This is a genomic window from Brevibacillus gelatini (assembly GCF_003710935.1).
In the GTDB taxonomy this organism is placed as follows: Bacteria; Bacillota; Bacilli; order Brevibacillales; family Brevibacillaceae; genus Brevibacillus; species Brevibacillus gelatini.
Genome location: NZ_RHHS01000044.1, coordinates 24,237 through 49,095 on the forward strand (window position 1 = coordinate 24,237; position 24,859 = coordinate 49,095).

The following is a 24,859-nucleotide window of genomic DNA, read 5'->3' on the forward strand; positions in this document are numbered from 1 at the left end:
AAATCCATTAATTTTCTTTTTTCGATTGAATTATCTTGCGGGCGACGAGCCTAGAATGCATGAGGAAGGATTCGGCCATGGCGGTATATGAAGAACGCATTCCGCAAGTAAAAGAGCAACGTCCCAGAAGAAAAGGAAACCGCAAGCTGGTTTTTCTTTTGGTACTGTTTTTTCTTACCGTACTTATTATCGTTTTTATTCGATCACCGTACAGCAAAGTACAGGAAATTCAGGTTATCGGCAATGACATTTACACCGCAGAGCAAATTGTCCAGCAGTCGGGCCTTGTGCGTGACATGCAATTTCTCAACGTCTGGGAGAGCAGTGTGCAGAACAATCTGCAGCCGCTTGAGGGGATCAAAAGCGTGACGGTCAGCCGCTCCTTTCCGGGTGTCATCCGGCTGCACGTGACGGAGTTGAAGCGGGTCGCTTTCTGGAACGCCCAGGACGGCAACCGCTATCCGCTGCTCGAAAACGGGAAAATATTGAAGCAGGTAAATTTTGCCGATCGCGTGGTGGACAGGCCTCTCATCAGCTCCTGGTCAGCGCCTGAACTGCTCCCGAACCTCGCCAAAGCGTTGTCCAAACTGACGCCGAACGTGCTCGCCGAGATTTCGGACATAACTCTGACGCCGACGGTGTACGATAAGCAACGGGTAACTTTGTACATGCGAGACGGCAACGAGGTGCGCAGCGTGGTCTACAAGCTCGACAAAATGTTGAACTGGTACCCGGCTATCGTGGCTGAACTGCCTGCCGGTACCAAAGGGGTGCTCTCCATGTTTGAACAGCCGTGGTTTGTTCCGTACGGTGCGGCAAATGATGCCGACAAGCCTGCCGACAACCAACAGCAAACAGATAAGCCGCAGTAAAGAAAAAAAGGGGAAGCAGACAAATGAGTCGTCGCCGCAAGTTTCATTTATATTTAACCGTTGTTACCTTCTGTACAGGCTTTCTGGTAGCGACCTCGTTCGAGACAACCAAGCTCATGCGCAAAGAGCGGCTGAACGACCAGTTGTTCCAGCAGGAAACGCAATTGAACGATCGGATTTTGTCCGAAAAAGAGCAAAACAGGCATCTGGAAAACCAACTGATCGATCTGCAGCGCCAAGTGGGCAAAGTCGAGGAAGCGATGGCGCAGCGAAAATCGGAAGCAGCAGAAACGCTCAGCCAACTGGAAGCCGCGCGCATGCTTTCCGGCGTAGTAGCCGTGGAAGGGCCGGGCATCGTCATCACGATGCAAGACAGCCAGCAAGCCGCCAACAGCGCGGACATCGCCAACTACATCGTGCATGAGCAGGATGTCCGCCTGGTCGTCAACGAGCTGCGGGCTGCCGGGGCGGAGGCAATCAGCATCAACGGCCAGCGGCTGGTGAGCAACTCTTCCATCCGCTGTGTCGGACCGACGATCATCGTCAACGGGATCAAGTCGGCCGCTCCTTTTGTGATTTCGGCGATCGGCGATCCGGAGACGATGGAGAGCGCTCTGAATTTGCCGGGAGGGGTGCTGCACTCCCTGCGAGATTTTGTGCAAATTGATCTGGCGAAAAAGGACAAGCTGCAATTGCCGGCGTTCGTCGGCGACGCCAAAACGAAACACTCCTAAAAGGGAAAAGGATGCGTTTGCCCCATGTTACAAAAAAGCCGTAAAATCACGTTTATTCTTGCCATTATTAGTGCTATCATAGGTGTGATGTTGGCTGTACAATTGCGCAGCAGTTTACATCCCGTACACAAGGAGTCTCGCAGCATCGCGGAACTTCGGACCACGCTTCAAAAAGAACTGGAGAAACACAAAAACCTGCTCGCGGATATTTCCAAGTATAATCAGCTGTATTACCAGTACGAAACCTCATTAAGTGAAGACGAAAGCATATCTGTCATGAAGGAAGAGCTGGAACGAAACCGTCGATTGGCCGGAATGGTGGAAGTGGAGGGAGAGGGCATTGTGCTGCAAGTCGTCGATGCCCCTGTACCCCAGGAGCCGATTCTGGACGAACACATGCAGGTGCCGGTCGTACGGGAGTACACGATTGACGATGAAGATTTGCGATGGCTGGTCAATATCCTGTTTGCGAACGGAGCGCAGGCGATCTCCATCAATGAGCAGAGGCTGGTTGCCACTTCTGCGATTCGCAATGTGGGGGATGTCATTCAGATCGATACGAGGACAATCAAGCCCCCCTATGAGATAAAAGCATTGGGGGAGCCTGAAGTGCTGCTGTCCGCCTTGAAGCTGGAAGGAGTCGAAGAGAACTTCCGGCTCGCGAATAAAAAGGTGCTGGCAGAAAAACGGGACAAGCTGTTGATTGCTGCAAACAAAGAACCACGCGTCATTCAATTTATGAAACCTGTAAAAGAAAAAGGAGATTCGTAACCATGTGGCTCCCGCTTATCGGACTGATTGTCGGTCTCGCTGTCGGCTTCCTTCTGGATTGGCGTGTGCCCCAGGAGTATAGCAGCTATCTCTCCATCGCCCTTTTGGCTGGTTTGGATACGATCTTTGGGGGGATTCGCTCGTTTTTGGAGCGCACCTTCAACGTTCGGATCTTCATGTCCGGATTCTTTTTCAATACGCTGTTCGCAGCCGGGCTTGCCTTTATCGGCGGGTTTCTGGGGATTGATCTGTACCTGGCAGCGATTGTGGCATTCGGGGTGCGACTGTTCAACAACCTCGCTGTCATTAGGAGAATTGTTCTATCCCGTTGGATCAATCAGCAGGAGTAAGCCCGATAAAATGGGAAGAAGGTCATATTTTTACAAAAATTCTAGATGAAAAAAAGGGAATGGTTGTCCTGTGTGGAATAAATTATGCAGGTGTTCTCATTTTAGCAAGACAAAAGACGTAGCAGGGGAGGTGTCACAGGTTTGGTAAGTAATGAACTCATCGTCAGCCTAGACATTGGAACATCAAAAGTACGCGTCATGATCGGCGAAATCAACAACGGTTCCATCAACATCATCGGCGTCGGACAATCACATTCTGAAGGCATCAAGAAGGGCGTGATTGTTGACATCGACCAAACCGTGCATGCCATCCGGGAAGCAGTCGACCATGCCGAGCGTATGGTTGGTGTTTCAATCGAAGAAGTGTATGTGGGGATCACTGGAAACCATATCGAGTTGCATGAAACCCAAGGGGTTGTCGCTGTATCTAGCGAAGACCGTGAGATACGAGAAGAAGATATCCAACGCGTCATTCAGGCAGCGAAAGTCGTAGCGATTCCACCGGACCGTGAAATCATTGAGGTAGTTCCGAAGGAGTACATCGTAGATGGGCAAGGTAGTATAAAAGACCCGAGGGGCATGATTGGCGTCCGACTGGAAATGGAAGGTACCATCGTGACCGGATTGAAGACGGTTGTACATAACATTGTCCGCTGCGCGCAACGGACGAATCTGCGGGTGGCTGGCATTTTCCTGCAACCACTTGCAGCTAGTACGATCGCCCTTTCCAAAGATGACAAAAACATGGGTGTCGTTCTAGTCGACATCGGTGCGGGTTCTACCACGATCGGTGTATTCGAGCAAGGAAAGCTGGCAGCGACCACCGTGATCGGCATCGGTGGCGACCACATTACGAGTGACATCGCATTGGGATTACGCACGCATACAGATGTGGCTGACCGCGTTAAGATAAAAAACGGGTGTGCATTGATCGACGAAGCTTCTGAAGATGTGAAGTTCAAGGTGAGCCGGATTGGCAGTGAAGTGGAAAAGCAGTTTACGCAAGTGGATTTGGCCAATATCATTGAGCCGCGCGCTGCAGAAATATTCCAATTGGTCGAGGAAGCCGTCTACAAGCTGGGCTTCCGCGACGAGATTGCAGGTGGCTACGTTCTCACAGGCGGTACGGTAGCGATGCCTGGCATGCTGGAATTGGCAAAAGAAGAATTGGACGCACCTGTTCGCATCGCAATTCCTGATTACATCGGAGTGCGGGATCCTGCCTACACCACAGGGGTAGGTTTGATTCAATATGCCTTGCAGTTGATGGAGCGCCGCAGCGTAAGCGTCACCCCCTCATTCAAGGGCACTCAGAAGCAAACCGTTGTGAAGCAGCCGAAAGAAGGCGGCGGTTTGATGGAAAAAGTGAAAAACTGGTTTAGCGAGTTTATTTAGCCGCTAGCTGTCGTTGGAACAATGGCGAAAATTGGAACGTTTCGTTTCTCAAAAAACATGGTAAAAAACGTGTTAGAGAATAACGGAATGTCCCATTCGGTTGTCAATCGGCTTCTTGGGCCAAAAGTTTTTATGTTGAATTGGGGAGGACTAGCAACATGCTGGAATTTGATATGGACATGGAATCGTTTGCACGAATTAAAGTAATTGGATGCGGCGGTGGCGGCAGCAATGCTGTCAACCGCATGATCGCAGGCGGTGTAAAAGGGGTAGAGTTCATCACGCTGAACACCGATGCCCAGGCGCTCCAATTGTCCAGTGCAGAAATCAAGCTGCAAATTGGCGAAAAATTGACACGCGGCCTCGGAGCAGGCGCGAATCCTGAAATCGGAAAAAAAGCAGCGGAAGAAAGCCGCGATATGATTGAAAATGCTCTGCGCGGTGCGGACATGGTATTCGTAACAGCCGGGATGGGCGGTGGAACCGGTACGGGTGCCGCTCCTGTCGTTGCAGAAATCGCCAAAGAACTGGGGGCGCTCACGGTCGGCGTTGTTACCCGTCCATTTTCCTTCGAAGGCCGCAAGCGTTCCCAGCACGGTGAAGCCGGTATTGCTGCGCTCAAGGAAAAAGTAGACACACTGATCGTCATTCCAAACGATCGTTTGCTGGAAATCGTCGATAAAAACACGCCGATGCTGGAAGCGTTCCGGGAAGCGGACAACATCCTGCGCCAAGGTGTGCAAGGGATTTCCGACCTGATTGCAGTACCGGGACTTATCAACCTCGACTTTGCCGACGTGAAGACGATCATGACCGAACGCGGTTCCGCCCTGATGGGGATTGGCGTGGGCAGCGGGGAAAACCGTGCGGCCGAAGCAGCGCGCCGCGCTATTTCCAGCCCGCTCCTGGAGACATCCATCGACGGCGCACGCGGCGTCCTGATGAACATCACAGGCGGCACAAACCTGAGTCTGTACGAAGTAAACGAAGCGGCAGACATCGTTTCTTCTGCGGCAGACCCGGATGTCAACATGATTTTCGGTGCCGTCATCAACGAAGATTTGAAAAACGAACTGGTGGTTACGGTTATTGCGACCGGATTTGAGCAATCGCAGCGGGCGGCGGCAGAAGCACCTCGTCGCCAGCAGCAGCCGATCAGCGCCTCCGGCAGCCGTCCGACGCCGATTTCCAGCGTGAATACGAGCCGTGCGAAGGAAGAAGAGGATGACAAGTCTTTCTTCTCCATGAGCAATCTCGACAACCTGGATATTCCGGCCTTCCTGCGCAACCGTCGCCGCAACAAAAAATAGTGTGGTCAACCAAAAGCCTTGTTCCCTTTTTCGCGGGAACAAGGCTTTTTTGCCTGCCTAGACCCAAAAATGTTAGACAAAAAATCCAAAAAAACACGGTCAAGAATTGACAGACTTTACATACACATTGCTATATACTGCTTTTACTGACTGATAGAAGCCGGTGTACGCACAAAAGCGCAGCACTGGCTGTCAGTACACTCGGCAACTCTTGCAGCTCTCGGATTTTCGCGAAGGCGAGAACAGATCGGAGGTGGGAGCCAGTGGTGGTGTATCTCGATATCATTCTACTCCTCAACCTCGCCATTGATACCTTGTTGCTCTGGTTTACGGCGCATTTTCGCAAAGAGCGCGTGGTGTGGTGGAGAATGATCGCGGCCTCTTTGTTCGGGTGTTCGTATTTGGCCTTTTTCTTTTTCCCGGCGTTTTCATCCATGTATCAATGGTCAGTCAAGCTGCTCTTTTCCATTCTCATGCTCTGGATCGCCTTTGGTAACAGGAGGTTGTTGTCGTTTGTTCAAAACGTAATCATTTTCTACTTCGTCGCTTTTGTCTTTGGAGGCGGGGTGTTCGCTCTGCAATACTTTTTGGCCCCGCAAAACGAAATCGTCAACGGATTGGTTGTGACGCACAATGACGGGTTTGGCGTCGGTTTCAAGCCTACTCTCGCCATTCTTCTCATCGGCTTCACACTGGTCTTTTTCCTCGGGAAAAAAAGCTACAAGGCGATCCAGGAGCCGCGCAGAATCGAAACATTTCTAGTTGATGTCGTGGTGACAGTGGCCAAGGAAAAAGTCATTTGCCGCGGCCTGGTGGACACAGGCAATCAACTGCACGAACCGATCACGCGACTGCCGGTCATGATTATGGAAAGCCGCATGCTGGCTCATCTGCTGCCGCCGTCGCTTCTCCGACAAACCGAAGAGAACGGTGGAGTGTGGGAGAAGCTGGACGGGTCCTGGGATGAACTGCCGAGCGAATGGCAGTCTCGTGTGCGACTGATTCCGTATCGGAGCGTGTCGCGGGGAATGGATTTTTTGCTTGCGATCAAGCCGGATCATGTGTTGGTTGTACAGGAAGGGCTGCGCTATGAAACCGAAAAGGTGCTGATCGGGCTGAATCCGATTCCGCTCTCGGCTGACGGCAAGTATCAGGCTATCGTGCATCCTGCCATGATGGAAGCATATACACAAGAACCTACCTTTATTCTCAAACAGGAGGGCTAATCATGTACGTAAAACTTCGCCTACAACTCCAGTTGATCTGGTACCGATTCCTGCTGTGGATTGGTGCACGCGCTGAAGAAGTCTATTATATTGGCGGGAGTGAAGCATTGCCTCCACCGTTGACGAGAGAAGAAGAGGAAGTGCTCCTGGGACGCCTGCCTTCGGGCGATCCTGCCGTGCGCAGCATGCTGATCGAGCGCAACCTGCGGCTGGTCGTCTACATTGCCCGCAAGTTCGAAAATACGGGGATCAACATCGAGGATTTGGTCAGCATCGGAACGATTGGCTTGATTAAAGCGGTCAACACGTTTGACCCGGAGAAAAACATCAAGCTGGCGACATACGCCTCCCGCTGTATCGAAAACGAGATTTTGATGTACTTGCGCCGCAACAACAAAATCCGCTCCGAGGTTTCTTTTGACGAGCCGCTCAACATCGACTGGGATGGCAACGAGCTGTTGCTGTCGGATGTGCTCGGCACGGAGAATGACACGATCTACAAAAACATCGAGGACCAGGTGGACCGCAAGCTGTTGAAAAAAGCGCTGGATAAACTGTCCGAGCGGGAGCGGATCATCATGGAGCTGCGCTTCGGGCTGGCCGGCGAAGAGGAGAAGACGCAAAAAGACGTGGCCGACCTGCTCGGCATCTCGCAGTCGTATATTTCCCGTCTGGAAAAGCGAATTATAAAACGGTTGCGAAAAGAATTCAACAAAATGGTCTAACGCATATTTTCCCAGCCTCAGGGGATACTGTTCCTAAACCGTAACAGATGGTGGTTTTTGCCACCTTCTTGGCGGCTACGCGTCAGTACGCGGCCTTTCAAGACAACCGGGTTAGGGACTTTTTTCTTGCTTCGAGGAGGGAAAGACGTGACGCGCAATAAGGTAGAGATATGCGGGGTGGATACCTCCAAGCTTCCGGTGCTGACAAACAAGGAAATGCGTGACTTGTTTGAGCGCCTGCAAAGCGGTGAGCTGGCTGCCCGCGAGAAACTGGTCAACGGCAACCTGCGTCTGGTGCTGAGTGTGATTCAAAGGTTCAACAATCGCGGGGAATTCGTCGACGACCTGTTTCAGGTAGGCTGCATCGGATTGATGAAGGCGATCGACAACTTTGATCTGGGACAAAACGTGAAGTTCTCTACGTACGCCGTCCCGATGATTATTGGGGAGATCAGGCGCTATTTGCGCGACAACAACCCGATTCGCGTTTCCCGCTCGCTGCGGGACATCGCCTACAAAGCCCTTCAGGTGCGAGACAACCTGACCAACAAGCATTCGCGAGAGCCCACCATTACCGAGATTTCCCAGGAATTGAACGTCGCCAAGGAGGATGTCGTGTTCGCGCTCGATGCGATTCAGGACCCTGTATCGCTCTTTGAGCCGATCTATCAGGATGGGGGCGATCCCATCTACGTCATGGATCAAATCAGCGATGAAAAGAACAAGGACGTCACATGGGTCGAGGAAATCGCCCTCCGCGAAGGCATGCAACGTCTGGGGGAACGGGAAAAAATGATTTTATCCATGCGCTTTTACGAGGGAAAAACCCAGATGGAAGTAGCGGAAGAAATCGGAATTTCGCAGGCGCAAGTTTCCCGGCTGGAAAAGGCGGCCATCGCCCACATGCAAAAGCACGTACAATCGCAATGAGAAGCTGCATCGTTCCCGACGGTTTTGTGCCGTTGGGTTTTTTTATGGCAGGAAGCGTCGCCTTTGTTTTTTCAGGGGAGAAGGACATATTCTTCCTACGGTTCATATACTGAGAGTAACGGAGAAAAGTGGGTGAGGAGAATGGTAAAAATCTCTGACTTCCAGACCAAAGAAGTGGTGAACATCCTGGATGGGAAGCGGCTGGGGACGATTTCCGATTTGGAGATCGATCTGCGCCACGGACGCGTGGAAGCGATAGTCGTGCCGGGGCCAGGCAAATTCCTTGGGTTCTTTTCCTCCGGGAATGATTATGTCATTCCGTGGCGCAATATTGTGAAGATCGGAAAAGATGTGGTGCTGGTCCGAATGGAGGAAGCACTCAAGGTAGAAGCCAGAACCTCTGGCGGAGATGAATACTGAGCGTAGAGGGAGAAAGGCGCGGGGTTAGCCTTTCTTTTCTTTTCGGCTATGGTATGATAAGCCATATGAGGAAGGTGACAGGATGAGAGAACCGTTTGTTTTGGAAGAGGGCAAATCCATTTTGAGGCTGACGGACTGGGAAGCGGATTTTCCGGGCATCGTGGCGGGGTTTACGGTTCGCCTTGGCGGGGAAAGTGAAGAACCGTACGGCTCGTTTAATATGGGCTTGCACGTGGGAGACGATCCCGCGCATGTAGTCGCAAACCGCAAAAAGCTGGCCGAGCAGGTCGGGATGCCTTTTGAAGCGTGGACATGCGCCGACCAGGTTCACGGCAACCGCGTCTGTCAGGTGACGGCGGGAGGTGCGGGCAAAGAGAGCCTCGCGGACGTCATTTCTGCCACAGACGGACTGTTTACACAGGAAAAGGGAGTCTTGCTGACGTCGTTTTACGCGGACTGCGTGCCGCTTTATTTTCTCGACCCGGCTTCAGGAGCGATTGGACTTGCCCATGCCGGCTGGAAAGGGACGGTCGGGCGTATTGCCGAAGAAATGGTGAAGTCGCTGCAAGCGCATTGTCAGGCGAATCCGGGGGACATCCGCGTCGCCATCGGGCCATCGATCGGGGGCTGCTGCTACGAGGTGGATGAGCGGATCATGACACAGGTGCGGACGAGTGCACGCAACTGGGAGCCAGCCGTCCTGGCTTCCACGGAAGGGAAATACATGCTCGACCTGCGGCGATTGAATACGGAAATTTTGCTGGAAGCAGGGATTTCCCGGGCAAATATGCTGGTGACTGACTGGTGTACGAGTTGCCGGACAGACTTGTTTTTCTCGCATCGCAAAGAAGCAGGACCAGCCAAAATGACAGGACGCATGGCTTCGTATATCGGCTGGAAGGAATAACGCAGAAGGGAGATTACGCATTGTGGGTATCAAGGAGCAGGAATTGTTGAAACAAAGATTGGCGGCGATTGAGGAGCGCATCCAGGCGGCTTGCGCAAGAGCGAACCGCCGCCGCGAGGACGTGAAAATCATCGCTGTTACCAAATACGTCGATGAGCAGGCAATCGGTGATTTGCTGGATGTCGGGATCGAGCATATCGGGGAAAACCGGGTGCAGGACGCCTTGCCGAAATACGAGCTGCACAAAGATAGAGGCACCTGGCACTTCATCGGCCATCTGCAAACCAACAAGGCAAAAGAGGTCGTCGGACGTTTCCCGTACGTTCATTCGCTCGACCGCCTCTCGCTCGCCCAGGAGCTGAATCGCCGGGCCGAGGCGCTCGACCAGGTCGTCAACTGCTTTTTGCAGATCAATATTTCCGGGGAAGAGACAAAATTTGGGCTTAGTCCCAACGATGTATTGGCTTTTTTGCGTGAAACCAGTAATATGAAACATATAAAGATCGTCGGATTAATGACGATGGCGCCTGTTGTCGAAGATCAGGAGGAGGCGCGCCCGGTATTTCGCGGCCTCTGCGAGTGGAAGGCGCGGATCAATGAATGCGCGTTCCCGCATGCTCGCATAGAAGAATTGTCGATGGGCATGTCGAGTGATTTTGAAGTGGCGATTGAAGAGGGAGCTACATATATTCGTTTGGGTTCTGTCTTGGTCAAGCCCGAATAGGGCAAAAAAACGACAGATGCGACAACGAGCAGGAGAGGAGGCAGCAGCGTATGGGTGTGATGAACAAATTGATGGGGTTTCTGGGGTTGGATAACGAGGAATACGTCGAGGAAACTACGGTAGAAGAGGAACGGGAAGAATACGATTCCGGCAATAAAAAGCAACAGCCTTTCAGCCGGGCGAATAACGTGGTGCCGTTCCAGGCGCGGGAAAAGGAGGGAATCCGCTTGATTCTCTGTGAACCCCGTCATTACAGCGATGCTCAGGACATCGCCGATAACCTTCGCCATCGCAGACCGGTAGTCGTCAATCTGCATCGGGTGGAAAAGGATCAGGCGAAGCGGATTATCGACTTTTTGAGCGGAACCGTCTACGCATTGAATGGCGACATTCAAAAAGTGGGCGATACGATTTTTGTGTGCACGCCTGACCATGTAGATATTCAGGGGACGATCTCCAGTGTCATGGAAGAGTAACGGACTTAACACGATAAAAAGGGTGAGCTGATGGCATACTTGTTTACCATTTTGAATTTTGCTTTTACCGTATATCAATACATGATTATCGCTTACATCCTGATGTCATGGGTGCCGCAGATGCGGGCGACGGGCATCGGACAACTGCTGGAGAGACTGGTAGAGCCTTATCTGGCTCCGTTTCGCCGCTTTATTCCGACACTCGGATTCATTGATGTTTCGCCCATTGTCGCGTTGATCGCCCTTCGTTTTGCCCAGTACGGTCTGTTTAGCATTCTGGAAAGACTGATGTAGGACGAGTGTTATGAGCGTATTCGATCATTTTGCAAAAGAAGAACGTCCCTTTGTGGAGCGGGCGCTGGAAATGCTGACGCTGGCAGAGCGTAAGCAGGCCATGCGCCTTACTGATTTTGTGGACCCCCGGCAGTGGCACATTATGAAAAGTCTTACGTCGCAAGTGCGCGATGTGAAAATTTCCGCGAGCGGAGGCTATGAAGGAGCCGAGCGGATGCGCGTACTCATTCATCCGGAGTACATGGAAGCGGAGCCGGAGGACTTCCGGCTCGCCCTTTTGGCGATCAAGGCAGACCAGCGCTTTCACACCCTGGAGCATCGCGACGTAATGGGTGCGCTCCTGCACGCAGGCTTGAAGCGGGAAAAGTTCGGCGACATGCTGACAGACGTCGGGACATGCTATGCGATTGTGGCCGAGGAAGTTGCCGATTTTGTCTGCACGCAGGTGACGCACATTCACCGAACCCCGGTGCAGATTGAACGCGTGGCCTGGGAGTCGTTTACCCCGCCTGCTCCCCGTTTTGCCGAAAAAACGATTACCGTGCCTTCGCCGCGAATCGATGCGGTAATCGGGGAAGTGCACAATATGTCACGGGCCAAGGCGCTGGTGCCGATTCGTGCGGGCAAAGTCAAGGTCAACTGTAGGGTCACGGAAGACCCTTCAACGCAGTTGCAGCAAGGCGACATGGTGTCGCTCGCCGGATACGGGCGGTTTAAAATTTTGCAGATAGCCGGCCCGACGCGCAGCGGGAGACTGCGCATGATTGTCGGACTGGTTACATAAAATGAACCAGGACGCAAAAAAATGTAAGAAAAGGCAGGAAACCATACCGAATCTGTCGAAAGCATAAGTACGAATTATCGGGAAAAGTGGGGGGTTCATGTGCCATTAACGCCATTGGATATACACAATAAAGAATTCAGCACAGGCTTTCGCGGCTACAACATTGACGAAGTGAACGAATTTCTCGATCAGGTTATCAAAGACTTTGAGCTTCTGATTAAAGAGAAAAAAGAAATGGAAGAACGGATTGCCATCCTCAATGAGCGTGTGGACCACTATAAGAGCCTGGAAGAAAACTTGAGCAAATCGATTCTGGTAGCCCAGGAGACGGCGGAGGACGTCAAGTCCAATGCCCGCAAGGAAGCACAACTGATCCTGAAGGAAGCCGAGAAAAACGCCGACCGGATTGTCAACGAAGCCTTGGCGAAGTCCCGCAAGATCGCGATTGAAATTGAAGAGTTGAAAAAGCGCGCGTCCGTGTACCGCATGCGCTTCCGCACACTTTTGGAGGCCCAACTGGAAATGCTGGAGCACGGAGCATGGGACGACATCGAGCAGGCGGATTCTGCGGTAGCTGTTGAATAAAATATTGACGTTGTGCCGATGATGGTACTATAATGGAAAACAACTTTGTCGAAAAAATCAATCCATATGATGACTAGACGATGAACGGGAAGAGTACGTGGAACCGCACTGTCAAAGAGAGTCGGGAACAGGTGAAAACCCGACCAGTTGCCTCCGCCGAAAATCACCCGGGAGTTCAACATCCGAAAGCTTCGCCGCACTGTTGTTGTGGCAGGCAAGTAAGTGAGCGCGTCATTCCCGTTACGAATGAACGAGTGGAACAAATCCCGCGACACGCTTGACGACGGGTTTGTTCAATCAGGGTGGTACCACGGGAGCCTTTTCTCGTCCCTTTTTGGGGATGAGAGAAGGCTTTTATTTATTTTTTAGGAGTGAAAAAAGGCTATGGACTACAGCAAAACGTTATCGCTACCCAAAACCGACTTCCCGATGCGCGGAAACTTGCCGACCCGCGAGCCGCAAATCCAGGAGAAATGGGAAGAGCAAAACATTTATCAACAAGTGCTTGCCCGCACCGAAGGACGTCCTCCATTCGTGCTGCATGATGGCCCTCCTTACGCCAACGGAGACATCCATATCGGGCACGCGCTGAACAAAATTCTCAAGGACTTCATCGTTCGTTACAAGTCCATGGCAGGCTTCCACGCACCGTACATCCCAGGCTGGGATACGCACGGCTTGCCGATCGAGCAGGCGATTATCAATGCGCAAGGGCTGGATCGCCGCAGCATCGAGGTGAATGACTTCCGCAAGCGCTGCGAAGAGTACGCCTGGTCCTACATTGATAAGCAGCGCGATCAGTTCAAGCGTCTGGGTGTTCGCGGCGACTGGGAAAATCCGTATGTCACGCTTTTGCCTGAGTACGAAGCCCACCAAGTTCGCGTTTTCGGCGAGATGGCGAAAAAAGGCTACATTTACAAAGGACTCCGCTGTGTCTACTGGTCCCCGTCTTCCGAGACCGCACTGGCTGATGCGGAAATCGAATACAAGGACAAGCGCTCTCCTTCCATCTACGTCAGCTTCCAGGTCGTAGACGGCAAAGGCAAGCTCGATACCGAAACAGGCGTTGTCATCTGGACGACCACCCCTTGGACGATCCCGGCGAACCTGGCAATCTCTTTGCATCCTGAGCTGGAGTACAGCGTCATCAAAGCAGACGGCCGCAAATTCCTCGTGGCAAACGGCCTCATCGAAGCAGCGAGCAAGGAAATCGGCTGGGAGAGCGTGGAAATTCTCGCCAACTTCAAAGGTCTGGAGCTGGAGGGTGTAGTGACCAAGCATCCATTCTACGACCGTACATCGCCGCTGATTTTGGGCGAGCACGTCACACTGGATGCCGGTACAGGCTGCGTGCATACCGCTCCTGGTCACGGGGAAGACGACTTCGTGATCGGACAAAAATACAATCTCGGCGTGCTTTGCCCGGTTGACCACGAAGGAAAAATGACCAGTGAAGCGCCTGGCTTTGAAGGTCTTTTCTACGAGGATGCCAACAAGGTTGTCACCGAGAAGCTGAATGAAAACGGAGCGCTTCTGAAGCTGAGCTTCTTCACGCACTCCTACCCGCACGACTGGCGGACGAAAAAGCCGGTCATCTACCGTGCGACAGAGCAATGGTTTGCTTCCATCGACGGCTTCCGCGAGCAAATGCTCGAAGCGATCAAGAACGTGAAGTGGATTCCGCATTGGGGCGAAACCCGTCTGGCGAACATGATCGCAGACCGCGGCGACTGGTGCATTTCCCGTCAGCGCGTCTGGGGCGTGCCGATTCCGATTTTCTATTGCAAGTCGTGCAATGAGCCGATCATCAACGACACGACGATCAACCACATTGCCGAGCTGTTCCGCCAAGAAGGCTCCGCTGTCTGGTTTGCCCGTGAAGCAAACGAATTGATTCCGGAAGGTCTTGCTTGCAGCAAGTGCGGCTGCACAGAATTCCGCAAAGAAACAGACATCATGGACGTATGGTTCGACTCCGGTTCTTCGCATCAGGCTGTTCTGCGCGAGCGCGGCCTCCCTTGGCCGGCTGACATGTACCTGGAAGGTTCCGACCAGTATCGCGGCTGGTTCAACTCTTCCCTGTCCACAGGTGTTGCCGTCTACGGCACAGCGCCGTACAAGGCGGTACTGAGCCACGGCTTTGCTCTCGACGGAGAAGGCCGCAAAATGTCCAAGTCGCTTGGCAACGTAGTTGTGCCGCAGCAAGTGATCGACAAGCTGGGTGCCGACATCTTGCGTCTGTGGGTAGCATCGGTTGACTACCAGGCAGACGTGCGCATTTCCGATGCGATTCTGAACCAGATCGCCGAAGTGTATCGCAAAATCCGCAACACGTTCCGCTTCCTGCTGGGCAACCTCGATGGATTCGACCCGGCGAAAGACCGCGTAGCGTATGAGCAACTGGGCGAGCTGGATCGTTATGTGCTGGCAAAAGCAGCGAAGGTCGTGCAGCGTTCCCGCAAGGCGTATGATGAATACCAGTTCCATACCGTTTTCCATGCGGTGCATAACTTCTGCGTAATCGACCTGTCTGCTTTCTATCTGGACATCTGCAAAGACCGTCTGTACGTCGAAGCGCCTGACAGCGTAAAACGCCGCGCGGCCCAAACCGTCATGTACGATTGCCTGCTCAGCCTGGTGAAGCTGGTAGCGCCGCTTCTGCCGCATACCGCCGACGAAGTATGGTCCTTCATCCCGGGCGTGAGCGAGCCAAGTGTGCAGCTGACCGACATGCCAGAAGGCGACGAGCAGCACTTGAGCTTCGCTGCGGAAGCGGAAAGCAAATGGGACGCGTTCCTTGCTGTCCGCGACGAAGTGCTCAAAGCGATGGAAGAGGCACGCCGCAACAAAGTGTTCGGCAACTCTGTAGACGCGAAGCTGGCGCTCTATCCGCAAACAGAGGAAGCAGCAAAAGTGCTGGCAGCCATGGACGATTTGGCCGACCTGTTCATCGTCGCCCACGTCGATCTGCACGCTCACGGCGAAGCAGTTCCGGCTGAAGCAGCACAGCTCGAAGGCATCGCAGTCGTCGTTTCTGCGGCTGACGGCCAAAAGTGCGAACGCTGCCGTGTCGTAAAGCAGGACGTAGGCGCCCGCGAAGCGCATCCAACGATTTGCGTACGTTGCGCAGACATCGTGGAGCAGCATTACGCGCATGTAGCTGAATCGTAATTTCAGATGTTGTTATCAAAACCTGTCATTCCCGATGAATGGCAGGTTTTTTGTGTAAAAAGTGGAATTTAATGGGTGACACGTCTCCTTGATCGTGGGACGATTGTCGGCGCTGGGGACCGGAAAAGTTTTTGCTGCGGGCAGTAGGCTATGTCCGTTTTTACGTATGATTGGAGGGGTATCCGAATGAAAAAATACTTGGTGTTTCTGTTGGTAATCCTTCTTTTGTCAACGGCTTGTCAGACAGTGAATGAATTCCCTTTGAAAAAAGAAACACCGCATTTGGCTGTTATCAAACATACGGGTAAAGCAAACATTGTCATCTTGAATAAAGAATACAAGGTAGTGGGTGAAAAGAAAATCGGCGAATTTCTGATCGATGGGCAGATGGATGGGCAGACGTTGTACGCGATTGACTGTGGAGTTGAGCCGGCGTTGAAAAACTTGTATGCCATAAACGTCCATGATCTCTCGTATCAAACGCTAACCTTGCCCTACATTCCCCAGAAAATATTTATTCATGATCGGGTGGCCTATATCGCTTCCTCTTCGGTCCAACAAGCTGGCTTTCCGCTTATGCTTGTCGATTTGCAATCTTTATCGCTCATTGACACGTTAACCGTTCCTGGCGCTGCCGGTCCCTTCATCCCCGAAGCGAATGGAGTCACGATGTATGTCAATGCGGGAGGACCGAACAAATTTGGCCCGTTTGCCAAAAAAGTTCGCGTGGGGAAAGGGACAGCCGGAAAATACGAAATACTGGAAACGACAGACATGCCGCAAGAGCTTCCGCCCACCAATGTCATTTCGTATCCGGAAAAAAATATCGCGGTCTATGCGGGGTTCGCCAAAGGGCCAAAGCCGAGATGGGTAAAGCAGCCGGAAGCCTATACAAGTAAAATAAAAGTGCTGGACAAAAAGAATGATTCCGTTTTGCAGGAAATCGATCTGGACGAGTCGTTCCCGCAGCAGATTGTGCAAAAGGGCGACCTCGCTTTTATCAATCATTACACGGAATTGGACATGAGCGGGGAGATGATTACCGTCTTCGACCTGAAAACAATGAAGCAGGTAGACAAAATTCGCTCGGAAACCCCGTCTTTTATTGCCTTGGATGGTTCCCATCTTGTTGTTGCGAATTATGTGCCGGGAACGGTGAGTGTGATTGATACGCAGAAGCGAAAGCAAATACAGCATGTTACGGTCGGTGAGCGGCCGTCAAAAGTGCTGGTGATTCCCGAATGAAACAGCCCTTCGCTGACAGGGCTGTTTTTTTGTGCGCGGGTTCGGTTATTTCCCGCCTGCGAAGCCATACTACCAGTTGAGGAAACAAAACCAAAGGTGGTGGCCGACGTGGACCCAAAAATGCTGGCCAGCTTCAGGGAAAAGCTGCTTGCCGAGAAAAAAGAACTCGAAGAGCGCGTCCAGGATCATTACGGCATGCGCGAGCCGATGACAACCTCTTTGCAGGAACTCTCCATGTACGATAACCATCCGGCCGACATCGGCAGCGAGATGTTTGAACGGGAAAAAGACCTCGCCCTCGACAGCCTCGACCGTGAGACTTTAAAAGAAATCGAACAGGCGCTGGCCCGCATGGAAGAAGGCACATACGGGCTGTGTACCGTCTGTGGCCAGCCGATACCTGTCGAGCGACTCGAAGCTTTGCCCCAGGCGCAAACGTGCAAGGAGCACGCTCCTGCGCCTAATGTGAACGAATCCCGTCCGATTGAGGAAGAATTTTTGCAGCCGCCGTTTGGCCGCACGTCGCTGGACGAAAAAGACGGGCAAAACGGCTTTGACGGGGAAGACGCCTGGCAAATCGTCGAGTCGTGGGGCACATCCAGCACGCCTTTTTCCTTCCAGGACAACGATAAAGCCGACTATGGTGAAATGTACATCGAAAGCGATGAGCCGGAAGGGTACGTCGAAGCCGTCGAAGAAATCGGCTACACGGATATTGACGGGTACCACGGTGCAGACAGCGTTCATTTCATGCGCAGTGAAACATACGAAGACTACATGGACAATGGCGAAGGAAAAGGCAACTTTCTCTCCTACGACGAGTATGCGTCGCAAATCGACCCGCGTGAGGGACGAGATGGCGTGGAATGACCGCAGTCTGCTGATTGAACGCGTCGAGACTTATCCGCTGCTGCACCGCTTGAAAGAAGCCTACGGCGATGCGAACGGCTACAAGCGTTACCGCAGTACGTACCTCATCCGCATTATTACGCAAGCCGGGATTGATGGCTGGGGGGAAATTGTCGATTGGCTGCCCACCTTGGACCGCGGGTTTCGCGAGCGAATCGTCCCTTTTTTGCTCGGCAAGAATGCGGCCAGCCGGACACAGATCGCAGCGGTCCTCCGCAAATGGCACCAGCGATCGGCAGCAGGAGTCAGCATGGCGCTGACAGAGATTGTCGCCAAGGCAGCGGGAATGTCTGTCTGCGAGCTATGGGGCGGGGCGCTCCACCGGACCATTCCCGTGTACGCGTCCTTTCAATCGTATTCGGAACGCGAGGACTGGGTGACGCACTCGCTCAACCAGGTGGCAGCCGCTCTCGCAGTGGGATTTACCCGGTTCAAGGTAAAAATCGGCGGCCGCTCCGTTCGCGAAGATCAGGCGCACATCGTTCAGTTGATGGACATGCTCTCGCCGGAGGTGCAGGTGGCACTGGATGCCAACCAGAGCTACGATCTGGCGACCACCAGACAGTGGACGCGCATCATCGAGCGCTATCCAAACTGGCTGTGGCTGGAAGAGCCGATGCCCATGGAGCGCACGGAAGAATACGCCAAGCTGCGTGCCGCTTTGCCCATTCCGCTTGCAGGCGGGGAAAATCTCGTCCGCTGTGCGCAGTTTTTGCCGCTATACAAAGCGGGGGCGCTCGATATTGCCCAGCCGGATTTGCTGCACACAGAAGGGATCGAGTGCTATCGGACCCATCTGCAAATGGCGCGGGAATTCGGCTATCGCGTGTCGCCGCATTCGTTTGACGGCAGCCTGGCCCGCCTGTACGCGTTGTTTGCGCATGCGTGCTTGCCTGCCTGGAGCAAAATGGACAGCGAACAGGTCGAGCCGATTGAGTGGGATGTCATGGAAAATCCGTTCACACACCTCTTTCCGCTATACCCGGTCAACGGTGAAGTAACCATTCCGAGCGGAGTGGGAATCGGGATGGAGCCGAACTGGGAGATTATGAACGCCACGCGCTGGGATGGCAGCGCATATGCGTGAGACGAGGGGTATCGTATGGCGCAAAATGCGAAAAACCTGATTGGGCTGACAGGGATTCCGTTAGTCATGGTGCTTGGCAACTCGATGCTCATCCCCGTTCTGCCCACGATGAAAAACAAGATGGAGCTGACTTCGCTCCAGACGAGTCTCTTGATTACGTCTTTTTCCATTGCTGCGGGAATCGTCATTCCGCTGGCTGGCTACTTGTCCGACCGTTTTGGCCGCAAAATCGTCATTTTGATTTCGCTTGCCCTGTACGGAGCAGGCGGGCTGCTGGCCGGACTTGCGGCCCTCTGGCTCGATCAGCCGTACATGCTCATCATGGGCGGGCGCGTCCTGCAGGGAATCGGCGCAGCCGGGACAGCGCCGATTGCCATGGCGCTGGTCGGCGATCTGTTTGAGGGCGCGTCCGAGAGCAAAGCGCTCGGTCTGATGGAGACGTCGAACGGGATGGGCAAGGTGCTCAGCCCGATTTTCGGGGCGCTGCTCGCGCTCATTTCCTGGTACATGGTTTTTCTCGCCTTTCCGATTATTTGCGGCGTCGTCCTTGTGCTGTTTTTGTTTTGTACCAAGGAAAAAAAGCAGGAGCGGCAGCCGCTTCCGGTCAAGCAGTATTTGCACAGAATCGCACAGGTGTTCCGACAGCACGGCAAATGGCTCGTGCCCGCGTTTTTTATCGGCAGTATCTGCCTGTTCACGCTGTTTGGCGTGCTGTTCTACCTGTCTGACCTGCTCGAGGAAAAATACAAGATCGACGGCGTCATCAAAGGCGGATTTTTGGCGATCCCGCTGCTCGTGATGAGCATTGCCGCCTATGTGGCAGGGCTGATTATCAAAAAGAAGCTGAGCCTGATGCGCCTGTTTGTGATTGTCGGGATGTTTTTGCTCGCGGCGTCGTACATTCTCGCCAGCTTTGTAAAAGGGGCCTACGCGCTGATTGGCATCCTTATCATCGGAAGCATCGGCACGGGCATGATTTTGCCTTGCCTGAACTCGATGATTGTAGGAGCGGTGCAAAAAGCGGAGCGGGGAATGATTACGTCACTGTACAGCGGCGTCCGGTTTATCGGGGTGGCTGTCGGGCCGCCGATTTTCACCTGGCTGCTCGACATTTCCCGGACGGTCATGTTTTTCACGATTGCGGGCTTGTCGCTCGTCTTCGGGATTTTGGCGATTTTCTTCTTAAAGCCGAAGCAGGCCGAACAGAGCGGGCAGAGCCAGGGGCAGGATGCTGCCAAGGAGCGCGAAGCGGAGGCGTGGCGGCAAATATCAGAAGTGCTCGGGATCGAGCCGGAGACGGAACAGGAAAAGCGCCGGGCACAGACAATCGAGAAGTACGGCTTCGATGTGAACGACCTGGTTGCGCGCATCCTGTCCGGGAAAAAAGAAAAGGAAAAAAGCTGAAAAACAGGCACCCCTGTTGCAGCTCCGCCCATCGGAATGGGGGTCGGAGCAGCAGGGACGTGCCTGTTTGTTTGTGTCGGAAAGCTTAGCGACTAAAGCGAGCGAGCCGGTGGGGCGGCAAAAGGGTGAAGCAGCGCTCTTTCCAGCGTCAGAGGGTAGACGTCGTCGCGCAAAATGCGGCTGAACCGTCCATCGTCCTTGATATTGCGCGGAATGGTGTCGAAGAGCACCGTTTCCGTCACATCGGCGCCAGAAGGAGTCGCAGCGTACGCAAGCACTTTGGCTATGTAGATGTCTTTTCGCTGATCGTCGGCAAGCAGGTACTGACCGATTCGCTCAATGCCTTCCAGCACGGCTCCGGTCTCTTCGTACACTTCCCGGACAGCCGCTGCCAGACTGCTTTCGCCCGGCTCGATTTTGCCCCCGGGCAACTCCACGCCCCGGCTGCGATGACGGGTAAACAACAGCTTTCCTTCATAAAAGGGAAGGATGAGCACGTGGTCAGCCGGATGAAGGCGATATTCATCGGGGTCAAAGGTTAGCTGCACAGGCAAACCGAAGTCATCTGAAAACGCGTACAAAAAACAACCCTCCTTTCTAACGGTCAGAACCGGTTCGCTGAGCGGCACTGCATGGACATATGCTTGACCGCTTTCATCGCCTGCCCGACAGCCAGGGACAGGCTGGCATATTCAGCGCCATTGGTGGCGTCACCTGAGCCGTAGATCCAGGAATCGTCCGCTCGCTGAAACTCATCCGTTTTCAAATACCCTTCGCCAAACGTGGGGAGGCCATCGAGCCCGGCGCAGTTGCCGTGAACGCCGATGCGCGGCAAAATCCAGTCGACGAACAGCTCTGTCGGATTTTCCGGACGTCGTGAGGCAAGTTTCAACAGCAGCCGCTCGCCTGTATGCTGGTAGCCCTTTACTTCTGTCTCCCACAGGACAGACAAATTGGGCAGCGCCGCGATTTTGCGCAGCCAGTCGGAACGGCCGCGCAGCTGGTTGCTGCGGATCAATAAATAGACATGACGCGCATGCGTGGTGAGATTGACTGCGCTTTCCAGGGCACGATCTCCCCCGCCGATGACCGCCAGTTCAAGCCCTGCTACCGAAGCGGCTTCCGCCGTCGTGGAAAAAGCGGGTGGCAGGACGCGCTTGCAGCCGTTGAGGGCGGGAATCTCATTGGGGGTAACACCGGTAGCGATGAGCAGATAGTCAACGCGATAGGCAGTTCTGGAGGTCGTCACGATGTGTGCATCCCGGTCAATGGCTAAAAGCTCTTCTCGCAGCCGGACGTTCAGTTTTTGGATGGCAGGATGCTGGCATAACTCTTCGAGAAGCGAGGCTCCACGAGGATAGATTCGCGGAGGAAAATCCCAGATTTCGTTGTGAATCTGGTGCAATTGCCCTCCGAGCCGATCTGATTTTTCCACCAGCAAGCAAGACAACCCCAATCGTTGGCACCAAATAGCGGCAGACAAACCCGCGATGCCGCCGCCTGCGATCAGCACCTGTACGTGTTCCACTCTCCAGTCCCCCGATCTTTTCTATTTTCCGATTTCCCAATAGTTTTAGACTACCTGTTTCGTTTCCAGAGTGCAAGGACTCGCCGCCAAAACGACAAAACAGGTGCGTGGTCTTGGCCGTCACCTACATTTTGACAGCAAAATGTGGTAAAATGGGACATGGTTTTCCAGAATAATAGAAAAATTGAACGGAAATAGTGGCACCACGGGAAAAGGAGTGAACCTGCGTGCAGGCCAAGACCGAAAAACAAGTGGCTCCTGCGAAGACGCCGCGGAAACGAAAAAAACGCGGACAGCGATCCAGGTGGATGTATTTGCTGCTGGCTGCGTGCCTGTTTCTCTGTTTGCTTGCCGTCGGGGCAGGGTATGCCTTGAACCAGGTGGACAAAACTTTGGGGGAAGTGACACAGGACCCGTACAAGCTTCCCGATCAGCCTGTCGTCGAGCAGCCGTATGAGGAACAGAAACCCATTTCCTTTGTCATTGTCGGATTGGACACCCGAAAGAACATCGGGACGCTGAACACAGATGTCCTGGTCGTCGCCGTCGCCAACCCAGTCACGAAAAAGGTAACGATGGTGTCGCTGCCCCGTGACACGCGGGTCCAGATACCCGGTTATCCAGGCTATCACAAGGTCAACGAAGTTTTTGCGCTTGGAGAAGGACAGAAGAAATTGGCGGAGAGCAAAGGACAGCCTGTGACCGAAAACGGGATGACCATGCTGAAAAAGACGCTGGAGCACATGCTCGGTGTCTCGGTCGATCACTACGTCCAGCTCGATTTTGAAGGCTTTACCGCTGTGATCGACAAGCTCGGCGGCGTCAAGGTAGACGTGGACCGCGACCTGGTGTACGAGTTGCCCAAGCCAGGGGTTTACCGCAGCTTGAAAAAAGGCACGCAAGTATTGAACGGTGAGCAGGCGCTCGGCTTCGTCCGACACCGGATCGACAGACGCGGCCAAGCCTACAATTCCAGCGACTATGACCGCAACCGCCGCCAGCAGCAGGTCATTCGCGCGGTCGCGGACAAAATGGTTTCGATGGACGGAATTACCCGCTTGACTGAGGTGTTGGATACCGTCGGCAAGCATATTAAAACCGATCTGTCCAAAGATCAGATCAAAGGTCTGGCCATGGACTTTGGCACCATTTCTTCCGATCATATCGTGACGCTTGAGAATGGCGCGATCTGGAGCTCGCCTTATTCCTTGTGGCCGAGGGAGAACATGCAGGCGGTCCGCAGCACGCTGCAAAAGGAGCTGGGCGTAGCTGAAACAAGCGACAAGCTCAGCGACGCGGCGGTAGCAGAGATCGCCAAAGTCGAGATGAAAAAAGAGACCAGATCGCAGGCTGCGAAGCCGTCGACCTCTCCGCAGGCCGGAGCAGCCAAGCAAAAGACCGAGAAGCCGTCGGCTCCGGCCGCGAAGCCAAAGTCAGAGACGCCAGCAGATTCAGCACCCGCACCCACACCTGTACCGGATGAAGGCACGGGACAAGACGGCGAGACGTATCCGAGCGACATGCCGCCGCCAGATATTCTCGCGCCGCCGGCTCCTGCGCCAGATGGTGCGGACAGTGGGCAAACGTAACGAGTTTTGTGCACCCTTTCCAAAGCCGGGCACATATACTGCCAGAGAGTGAAAGTGTTGCCTGCTTTCGGGAAGGGGGCGGTGTTTTTGAAAAATTGGCAGGAGACGATGAAGCAACTGCAAAAGGCATCGCAAAGCCTGGCAAAGCTGAATCTGGACAAAGACCATCCGTGGGGAGCCTTGCGTCAGATGAGCCAGATCATGGATGCGGATTTTTGGGAAAACATAGCGGCGCTCAGCAAGAAAGCTCCCCATCAGGCAACCACTTCTGTCGCAAAGGTCGTGCCGACGATCCAAAAGAACCGGAAAAAGGCACAGGACAGGCCGCTGCGGGTGGTGCAGGTCGAAGAAACAGAGGAATATCCGCTGACGGATGTGTTTTTGTCGGACCATTCTGTGATCGTATGCTGCGAGCTGCCGGGTTTTGCCCGCGACAGCCTGGAGCTTTCGCTTGTCGAGCAAAAAGTGCTCGAAATCAAAGGGCTGGTCAGGAAGCCGGACTACAAAGGCTCATGCGTGCAGGCGGAGAGAAGCTGCGGTGCGTTTCACCGCAAGATCGAGCTGCCTGCACCCGTGATTCCCAAAGGGATGAAAGCCCAGTACCAGGACGGCTTGCTGGAAATTTATTTGCAGCGCGATGCCGATTACCGCGAACGAAAAACGACATTCAAGGCGAAGCTGTAGAGGAGGGATGATGCGGACCTCCTCTTTTCCTTTTCCCGCAGCTTGCAGGACGCGGAGAGGGCGGAGCAGGCCAGCGCCCCAAACAAAAACAGTGCTAATGCAGGCCATTAACACTGTTCGTTCATATATTGCCCACCAGCGGCTGATCGACGATGTTCGGATCGAGCGTATTCGTTGCATTGGCGCCGTTGATCGTGTTCACGACGTTGCCCGTATTCCCGCCGCCCGAACCGGAAAAGGATTTGGATGCGTTTTTGGGCGAGATGTTCAATGTGTCCCCGAAGTTTACAGTCCCTGAGTTGCTGTTGATATTGACAGCTCCCACTACGGAAGGCACGGCTAGTTCCTCCTTTCGCGCTTGGGCTCGTCGCGAAGCAGATGCCGGATATTTTTGACCCGCGTCTCCAAGGTCAGGCGGTCGGTAGAGCCGATATGGACAACCGAGGATGCCGCAGCAAACGGTACGTTGACCTTTTTGACGTGAATATGGGGACAGTCGTGAAACGTATCGACGCAAATCGGCTCGGTGGGACCGGGAACGGCTAACGGTGCCATGAACATATCGTAATCGGCAAATTCAAATTCGTGCTGGTAAAAAATCGCTTTTTCCCGTTGCACCGCCAAAATGTTGGATTGGGCGTTGACTTCCTGCGAGTCCCCGATCTGCAGGACGGAAGAGGCATCAATGGAGAGGCTGTTCAGCTTCTTGACATGGCTCGTTCTTCGCTGCATCAGTTGG

At 53.6% G+C, this 24,859-nt stretch carries 27 protein-coding genes and 1 other annotated feature; of the genes, 23 read left to right on the plus strand and 4 right to left on the minus strand.

The window, feature by feature from the left end:
• The first annotated feature begins 77 nt into the window (after positions 1-77).
• The 21 genes from EDM57_RS18195 (at position 78) to EDM57_RS18295 (ending at position 20,319) form a co-directional block, all read left to right on the plus strand.
• Positions 78-872, plus strand: coding sequence for a cell division protein FtsQ/DivIB (locus EDM57_RS18195; protein ID WP_122906111.1), 795 nt, complete (start codon positions 78-80; stop codon positions 870-872).
• Between the two features lie 23 nt (positions 873-895).
• The gene (locus EDM57_RS18200) at positions 896-1,606 is read left to right on the plus strand and encodes a DUF881 domain-containing protein (protein ID WP_122906112.1); all 711 of its coding nucleotides are present in this window, start codon (positions 896-898) and stop codon (positions 1,604-1,606) included.
• A gap of 24 nt (positions 1,607-1,630) precedes the next feature.
• On the plus strand, positions 1,631-2,377 hold the full coding sequence (locus EDM57_RS18205) for a DUF881 domain-containing protein (protein ID WP_122906113.1): 747 nt from the start codon (positions 1,631-1,633) through the stop codon (positions 2,375-2,377).
• A 2-nt stretch (positions 2,378-2,379) separates the two neighbouring features.
• Positions 2,380-2,727 (plus strand): small basic family protein, encoded by a 348-nt coding sequence (locus EDM57_RS18210; RefSeq protein WP_005832967.1) that lies wholly within the window; start codon positions 2,380-2,382, stop codon positions 2,725-2,727.
• A 141-nt stretch (positions 2,728-2,868) separates the two neighbouring features.
• On the plus strand, positions 2,869-4,122 hold the full coding sequence (gene ftsA / locus EDM57_RS18215) for a cell division protein FtsA (RefSeq protein ID WP_122906114.1): 1,254 nt from the start codon (positions 2,869-2,871) through the stop codon (positions 4,120-4,122).
• A gap of 158 nt (positions 4,123-4,280) precedes the next feature.
• Positions 4,281-5,432: a cell division protein FtsZ gene (gene ftsZ, locus EDM57_RS18220; protein ID WP_122906115.1), complete on the plus strand. Its 1,152-nt coding sequence runs from the start codon at positions 4,281-4,283 to the stop codon at positions 5,430-5,432.
• Between the two features lie 263 nt (positions 5,433-5,695).
• Positions 5,696-6,658, plus strand: a complete 963-nt coding sequence (spoIIGA, locus tag EDM57_RS18225) for a sigma-E processing peptidase SpoIIGA (RefSeq protein WP_122906116.1) — start codon at positions 5,696-5,698, stop codon at positions 6,656-6,658.
• Positions 6,659-6,660: 2 nt separating this feature from the next.
• Positions 6,661-7,383 carry an RNA polymerase sporulation sigma factor SigE gene (gene sigE, locus EDM57_RS18230; RefSeq protein WP_122906117.1) on the plus strand — a complete coding sequence of 241 codons (723 nt, stop codon included), beginning with the start codon at positions 6,661-6,663 and terminating at the stop codon, positions 7,381-7,383.
• Between the two features lie 147 nt (positions 7,384-7,530).
• Complete coding sequence (gene sigG / locus EDM57_RS18235; RefSeq protein WP_122906118.1) at positions 7,531-8,313, plus strand: RNA polymerase sporulation sigma factor SigG; 783 nt, start codon at positions 7,531-7,533, stop codon at positions 8,311-8,313.
• 141 nt (positions 8,314-8,454) lie between these two features.
• The gene (locus tag EDM57_RS18240) at positions 8,455-8,733 is read left to right on the plus strand and encodes a YlmC/YmxH family sporulation protein (protein ID WP_122906119.1); all 279 of its coding nucleotides are present in this window, start codon (positions 8,455-8,457) and stop codon (positions 8,731-8,733) included.
• Positions 8,734-8,815: 82 nt separating this feature from the next.
• Positions 8,816-9,640, plus strand: a complete 825-nt coding sequence (gene pgeF, locus EDM57_RS18245) for a peptidoglycan editing factor PgeF (protein WP_122906120.1) — start codon at positions 8,816-8,818, stop codon at positions 9,638-9,640.
• A gap of 22 nt (positions 9,641-9,662) precedes the next feature.
• Positions 9,663-10,364: a YggS family pyridoxal phosphate-dependent enzyme gene (locus EDM57_RS18250; RefSeq protein ID WP_122906121.1), complete on the plus strand. Its 702-nt coding sequence runs from the start codon at positions 9,663-9,665 to the stop codon at positions 10,362-10,364.
• Between the two features lie 50 nt (positions 10,365-10,414).
• A complete protein-coding gene (locus tag EDM57_RS18255) occupies positions 10,415-10,840 on the plus strand; it encodes a cell division protein SepF (protein ID WP_122906122.1) in 426 nt (141 codons plus the stop codon).
• Between the two features lie 30 nt (positions 10,841-10,870).
• A complete protein-coding gene (locus EDM57_RS18260; RefSeq protein WP_122906123.1) occupies positions 10,871-11,134 on the plus strand; it encodes a YggT family protein in 264 nt (87 codons plus the stop codon).
• A gap of 10 nt (positions 11,135-11,144) precedes the next feature.
• Entirely contained in the window at positions 11,145-11,918 is a 774-nt protein-coding gene (locus EDM57_RS18265; protein ID WP_122906124.1) for a YlmH family RNA-binding protein, read from the plus strand.
• 99 nt (positions 11,919-12,017) lie between these two features.
• Positions 12,018-12,503: a DivIVA domain-containing protein gene (locus EDM57_RS18270; protein ID WP_122906125.1), complete on the plus strand. Its 486-nt coding sequence runs from the start codon at positions 12,018-12,020 to the stop codon at positions 12,501-12,503.
• Between the two features lie 71 nt (positions 12,504-12,574).
• Positions 12,575-12,838, plus strand: a binding site (T-box leader).
• 49 nt (positions 12,839-12,887) lie between these two features.
• On the plus strand, positions 12,888-15,674 hold the full coding sequence (gene ileS, locus EDM57_RS18275; RefSeq protein ID WP_122906126.1) for an isoleucine--tRNA ligase: 2,787 nt from the start codon (positions 12,888-12,890) through the stop codon (positions 15,672-15,674).
• A gap of 186 nt (positions 15,675-15,860) precedes the next feature.
• Positions 15,861-16,919, plus strand: a complete 1,059-nt coding sequence (locus EDM57_RS18280; RefSeq protein ID WP_122906127.1) for a YncE family protein — start codon at positions 15,861-15,863, stop codon at positions 16,917-16,919.
• 108 nt (positions 16,920-17,027) lie between these two features.
• A complete protein-coding gene (locus tag EDM57_RS18285; RefSeq protein WP_211338270.1) occupies positions 17,028-17,789 on the plus strand; it encodes a TraR/DksA C4-type zinc finger protein in 762 nt (253 codons plus the stop codon).
• 7 nt (positions 17,790-17,796) lie between these two features.
• On the plus strand, positions 17,797-18,915 hold the full coding sequence (locus tag EDM57_RS18290; RefSeq protein ID WP_246005845.1) for a mandelate racemase/muconate lactonizing enzyme family protein: 1,119 nt from the start codon (positions 17,797-17,799) through the stop codon (positions 18,913-18,915).
• A 15-nt stretch (positions 18,916-18,930) separates the two neighbouring features.
• The gene (locus tag EDM57_RS18295) at positions 18,931-20,319 is read left to right on the plus strand and encodes an MFS transporter (RefSeq protein WP_122906130.1); all 1,389 of its coding nucleotides are present in this window, start codon (positions 18,931-18,933) and stop codon (positions 20,317-20,319) included.
• Between the two features lie 92 nt (positions 20,320-20,411).
• Here EDM57_RS18295 and EDM57_RS18300 read toward each other — a convergent pair whose 3' ends face one another.
• Together EDM57_RS18300 and EDM57_RS18305 are read right to left on the minus strand one after the other, a co-directional pair.
• A complete protein-coding gene (locus tag EDM57_RS18300; RefSeq protein WP_122906131.1) occupies positions 20,412-20,900 on the minus strand; it encodes an NUDIX domain-containing protein in 489 nt (162 codons plus the stop codon).
• Positions 20,901-20,923: 23 nt separating this feature from the next.
• Complete coding sequence (locus tag EDM57_RS18305; protein ID WP_122906132.1) at positions 20,924-21,847, minus strand: NAD(P)/FAD-dependent oxidoreductase; 924 nt, start codon at positions 21,845-21,847, stop codon at positions 20,924-20,926.
• Positions 21,848-22,074: 227 nt separating this feature from the next.
• Here EDM57_RS18305 and EDM57_RS18310 point away from each other — a divergent pair, with 227 nt between their 5' ends.
• Both EDM57_RS18310 and EDM57_RS18315 read left to right on the plus strand, forming a co-directional pair.
• A complete protein-coding gene (locus EDM57_RS18310; RefSeq protein ID WP_122906133.1) occupies positions 22,075-23,436 on the plus strand; it encodes an LCP family protein in 1,362 nt (453 codons plus the stop codon).
• Positions 23,437-23,517: 81 nt separating this feature from the next.
• Positions 23,518-24,120 (plus strand): Hsp20/alpha crystallin family protein, encoded by a 603-nt coding sequence (locus EDM57_RS18315; protein ID WP_246005844.1) that lies wholly within the window; start codon positions 23,518-23,520, stop codon positions 24,118-24,120.
• A gap of 121 nt (positions 24,121-24,241) precedes the next feature.
• On the opposite strand, the gene EDM57_RS18320 is transcribed toward EDM57_RS18315, so the two are convergent.
• The gene (locus tag EDM57_RS18320) at positions 24,242-24,457 is read right to left on the minus strand and encodes a spore germination protein (protein ID WP_122906135.1); all 216 of its coding nucleotides are present in this window, start codon (positions 24,455-24,457) and stop codon (positions 24,242-24,244) included.
• Positions 24,458-24,459: 2 nt separating this feature from the next.
• Positions 24,460-24,852, minus strand: a complete 393-nt coding sequence (locus EDM57_RS18325; protein WP_122906136.1) for a spore germination protein GerPE — start codon at positions 24,850-24,852, stop codon at positions 24,460-24,462.
• Between the last annotated feature and the right edge of the window lie 7 nt (positions 24,853-24,859).

Excerpts from the sequence above, each read along its gene's own strand:
- pgeF (WP_122906120.1), top strand. The coding sequence starts at position 8,816 with ATGAGAGAACCGTTTGTTTTGGAAGAGGGCAAATCCATTTTGAGGCTG.
- EDM57_RS18195 (WP_122906111.1), top strand. The coding sequence starts at position 78 with ATGGCGGTATATGAAGAACGCATTCCGCAAGTAAAAGAGCAACGTCCC.
- EDM57_RS18280 (WP_122906127.1), top strand. The coding sequence starts at position 15,861 with ATGAAAAAATACTTGGTGTTTCTGTTGGTAATCCTTCTTTTGTCAACG.
- sigE (WP_122906117.1), top strand. The coding sequence starts at position 6,661 with ATGTACGTAAAACTTCGCCTACAACTCCAGTTGATCTGGTACCGATTC.
- EDM57_RS18255 (WP_122906122.1), top strand. The coding sequence starts at position 10,415 with ATGGGTGTGATGAACAAATTGATGGGGTTTCTGGGGTTGGATAACGAG.
- EDM57_RS18200 (WP_122906112.1), top strand. The coding sequence starts at position 896 with ATGAGTCGTCGCCGCAAGTTTCATTTATATTTAACCGTTGTTACCTTC.
- EDM57_RS18265 (WP_122906124.1), top strand. The coding sequence starts at position 11,145 with ATGAGCGTATTCGATCATTTTGCAAAAGAAGAACGTCCCTTTGTGGAG.
- EDM57_RS18210 (WP_005832967.1), top strand. The coding sequence starts at position 2,380 with ATGTGGCTCCCGCTTATCGGACTGATTGTCGGTCTCGCTGTCGGCTTC.
- EDM57_RS18205 (WP_122906113.1), top strand. The coding sequence starts at position 1,631 with ATGTTACAAAAAAGCCGTAAAATCACGTTTATTCTTGCCATTATTAGT.
- ftsZ (WP_122906115.1), top strand. The coding sequence starts at position 4,281 with ATGCTGGAATTTGATATGGACATGGAATCGTTTGCACGAATTAAAGTA.
- EDM57_RS18295 (WP_122906130.1), top strand. The coding sequence starts at position 18,931 with ATGGCGCAAAATGCGAAAAACCTGATTGGGCTGACAGGGATTCCGTTA.
- EDM57_RS18260 (WP_122906123.1), top strand. The coding sequence starts at position 10,871 with ATGGCATACTTGTTTACCATTTTGAATTTTGCTTTTACCGTATATCAA.
- EDM57_RS18325 (WP_122906136.1), bottom strand. The coding sequence starts at position 24,852 with ATGCAGCGAAGAACGAGCCATGTCAAGAAGCTGAACAGCCTCTCCATT.
- ileS (WP_122906126.1), top strand. The coding sequence starts at position 12,888 with ATGGACTACAGCAAAACGTTATCGCTACCCAAAACCGACTTCCCGATG.
- EDM57_RS18240 (WP_122906119.1), top strand. The coding sequence starts at position 8,455 with ATGGTAAAAATCTCTGACTTCCAGACCAAAGAAGTGGTGAACATCCTG.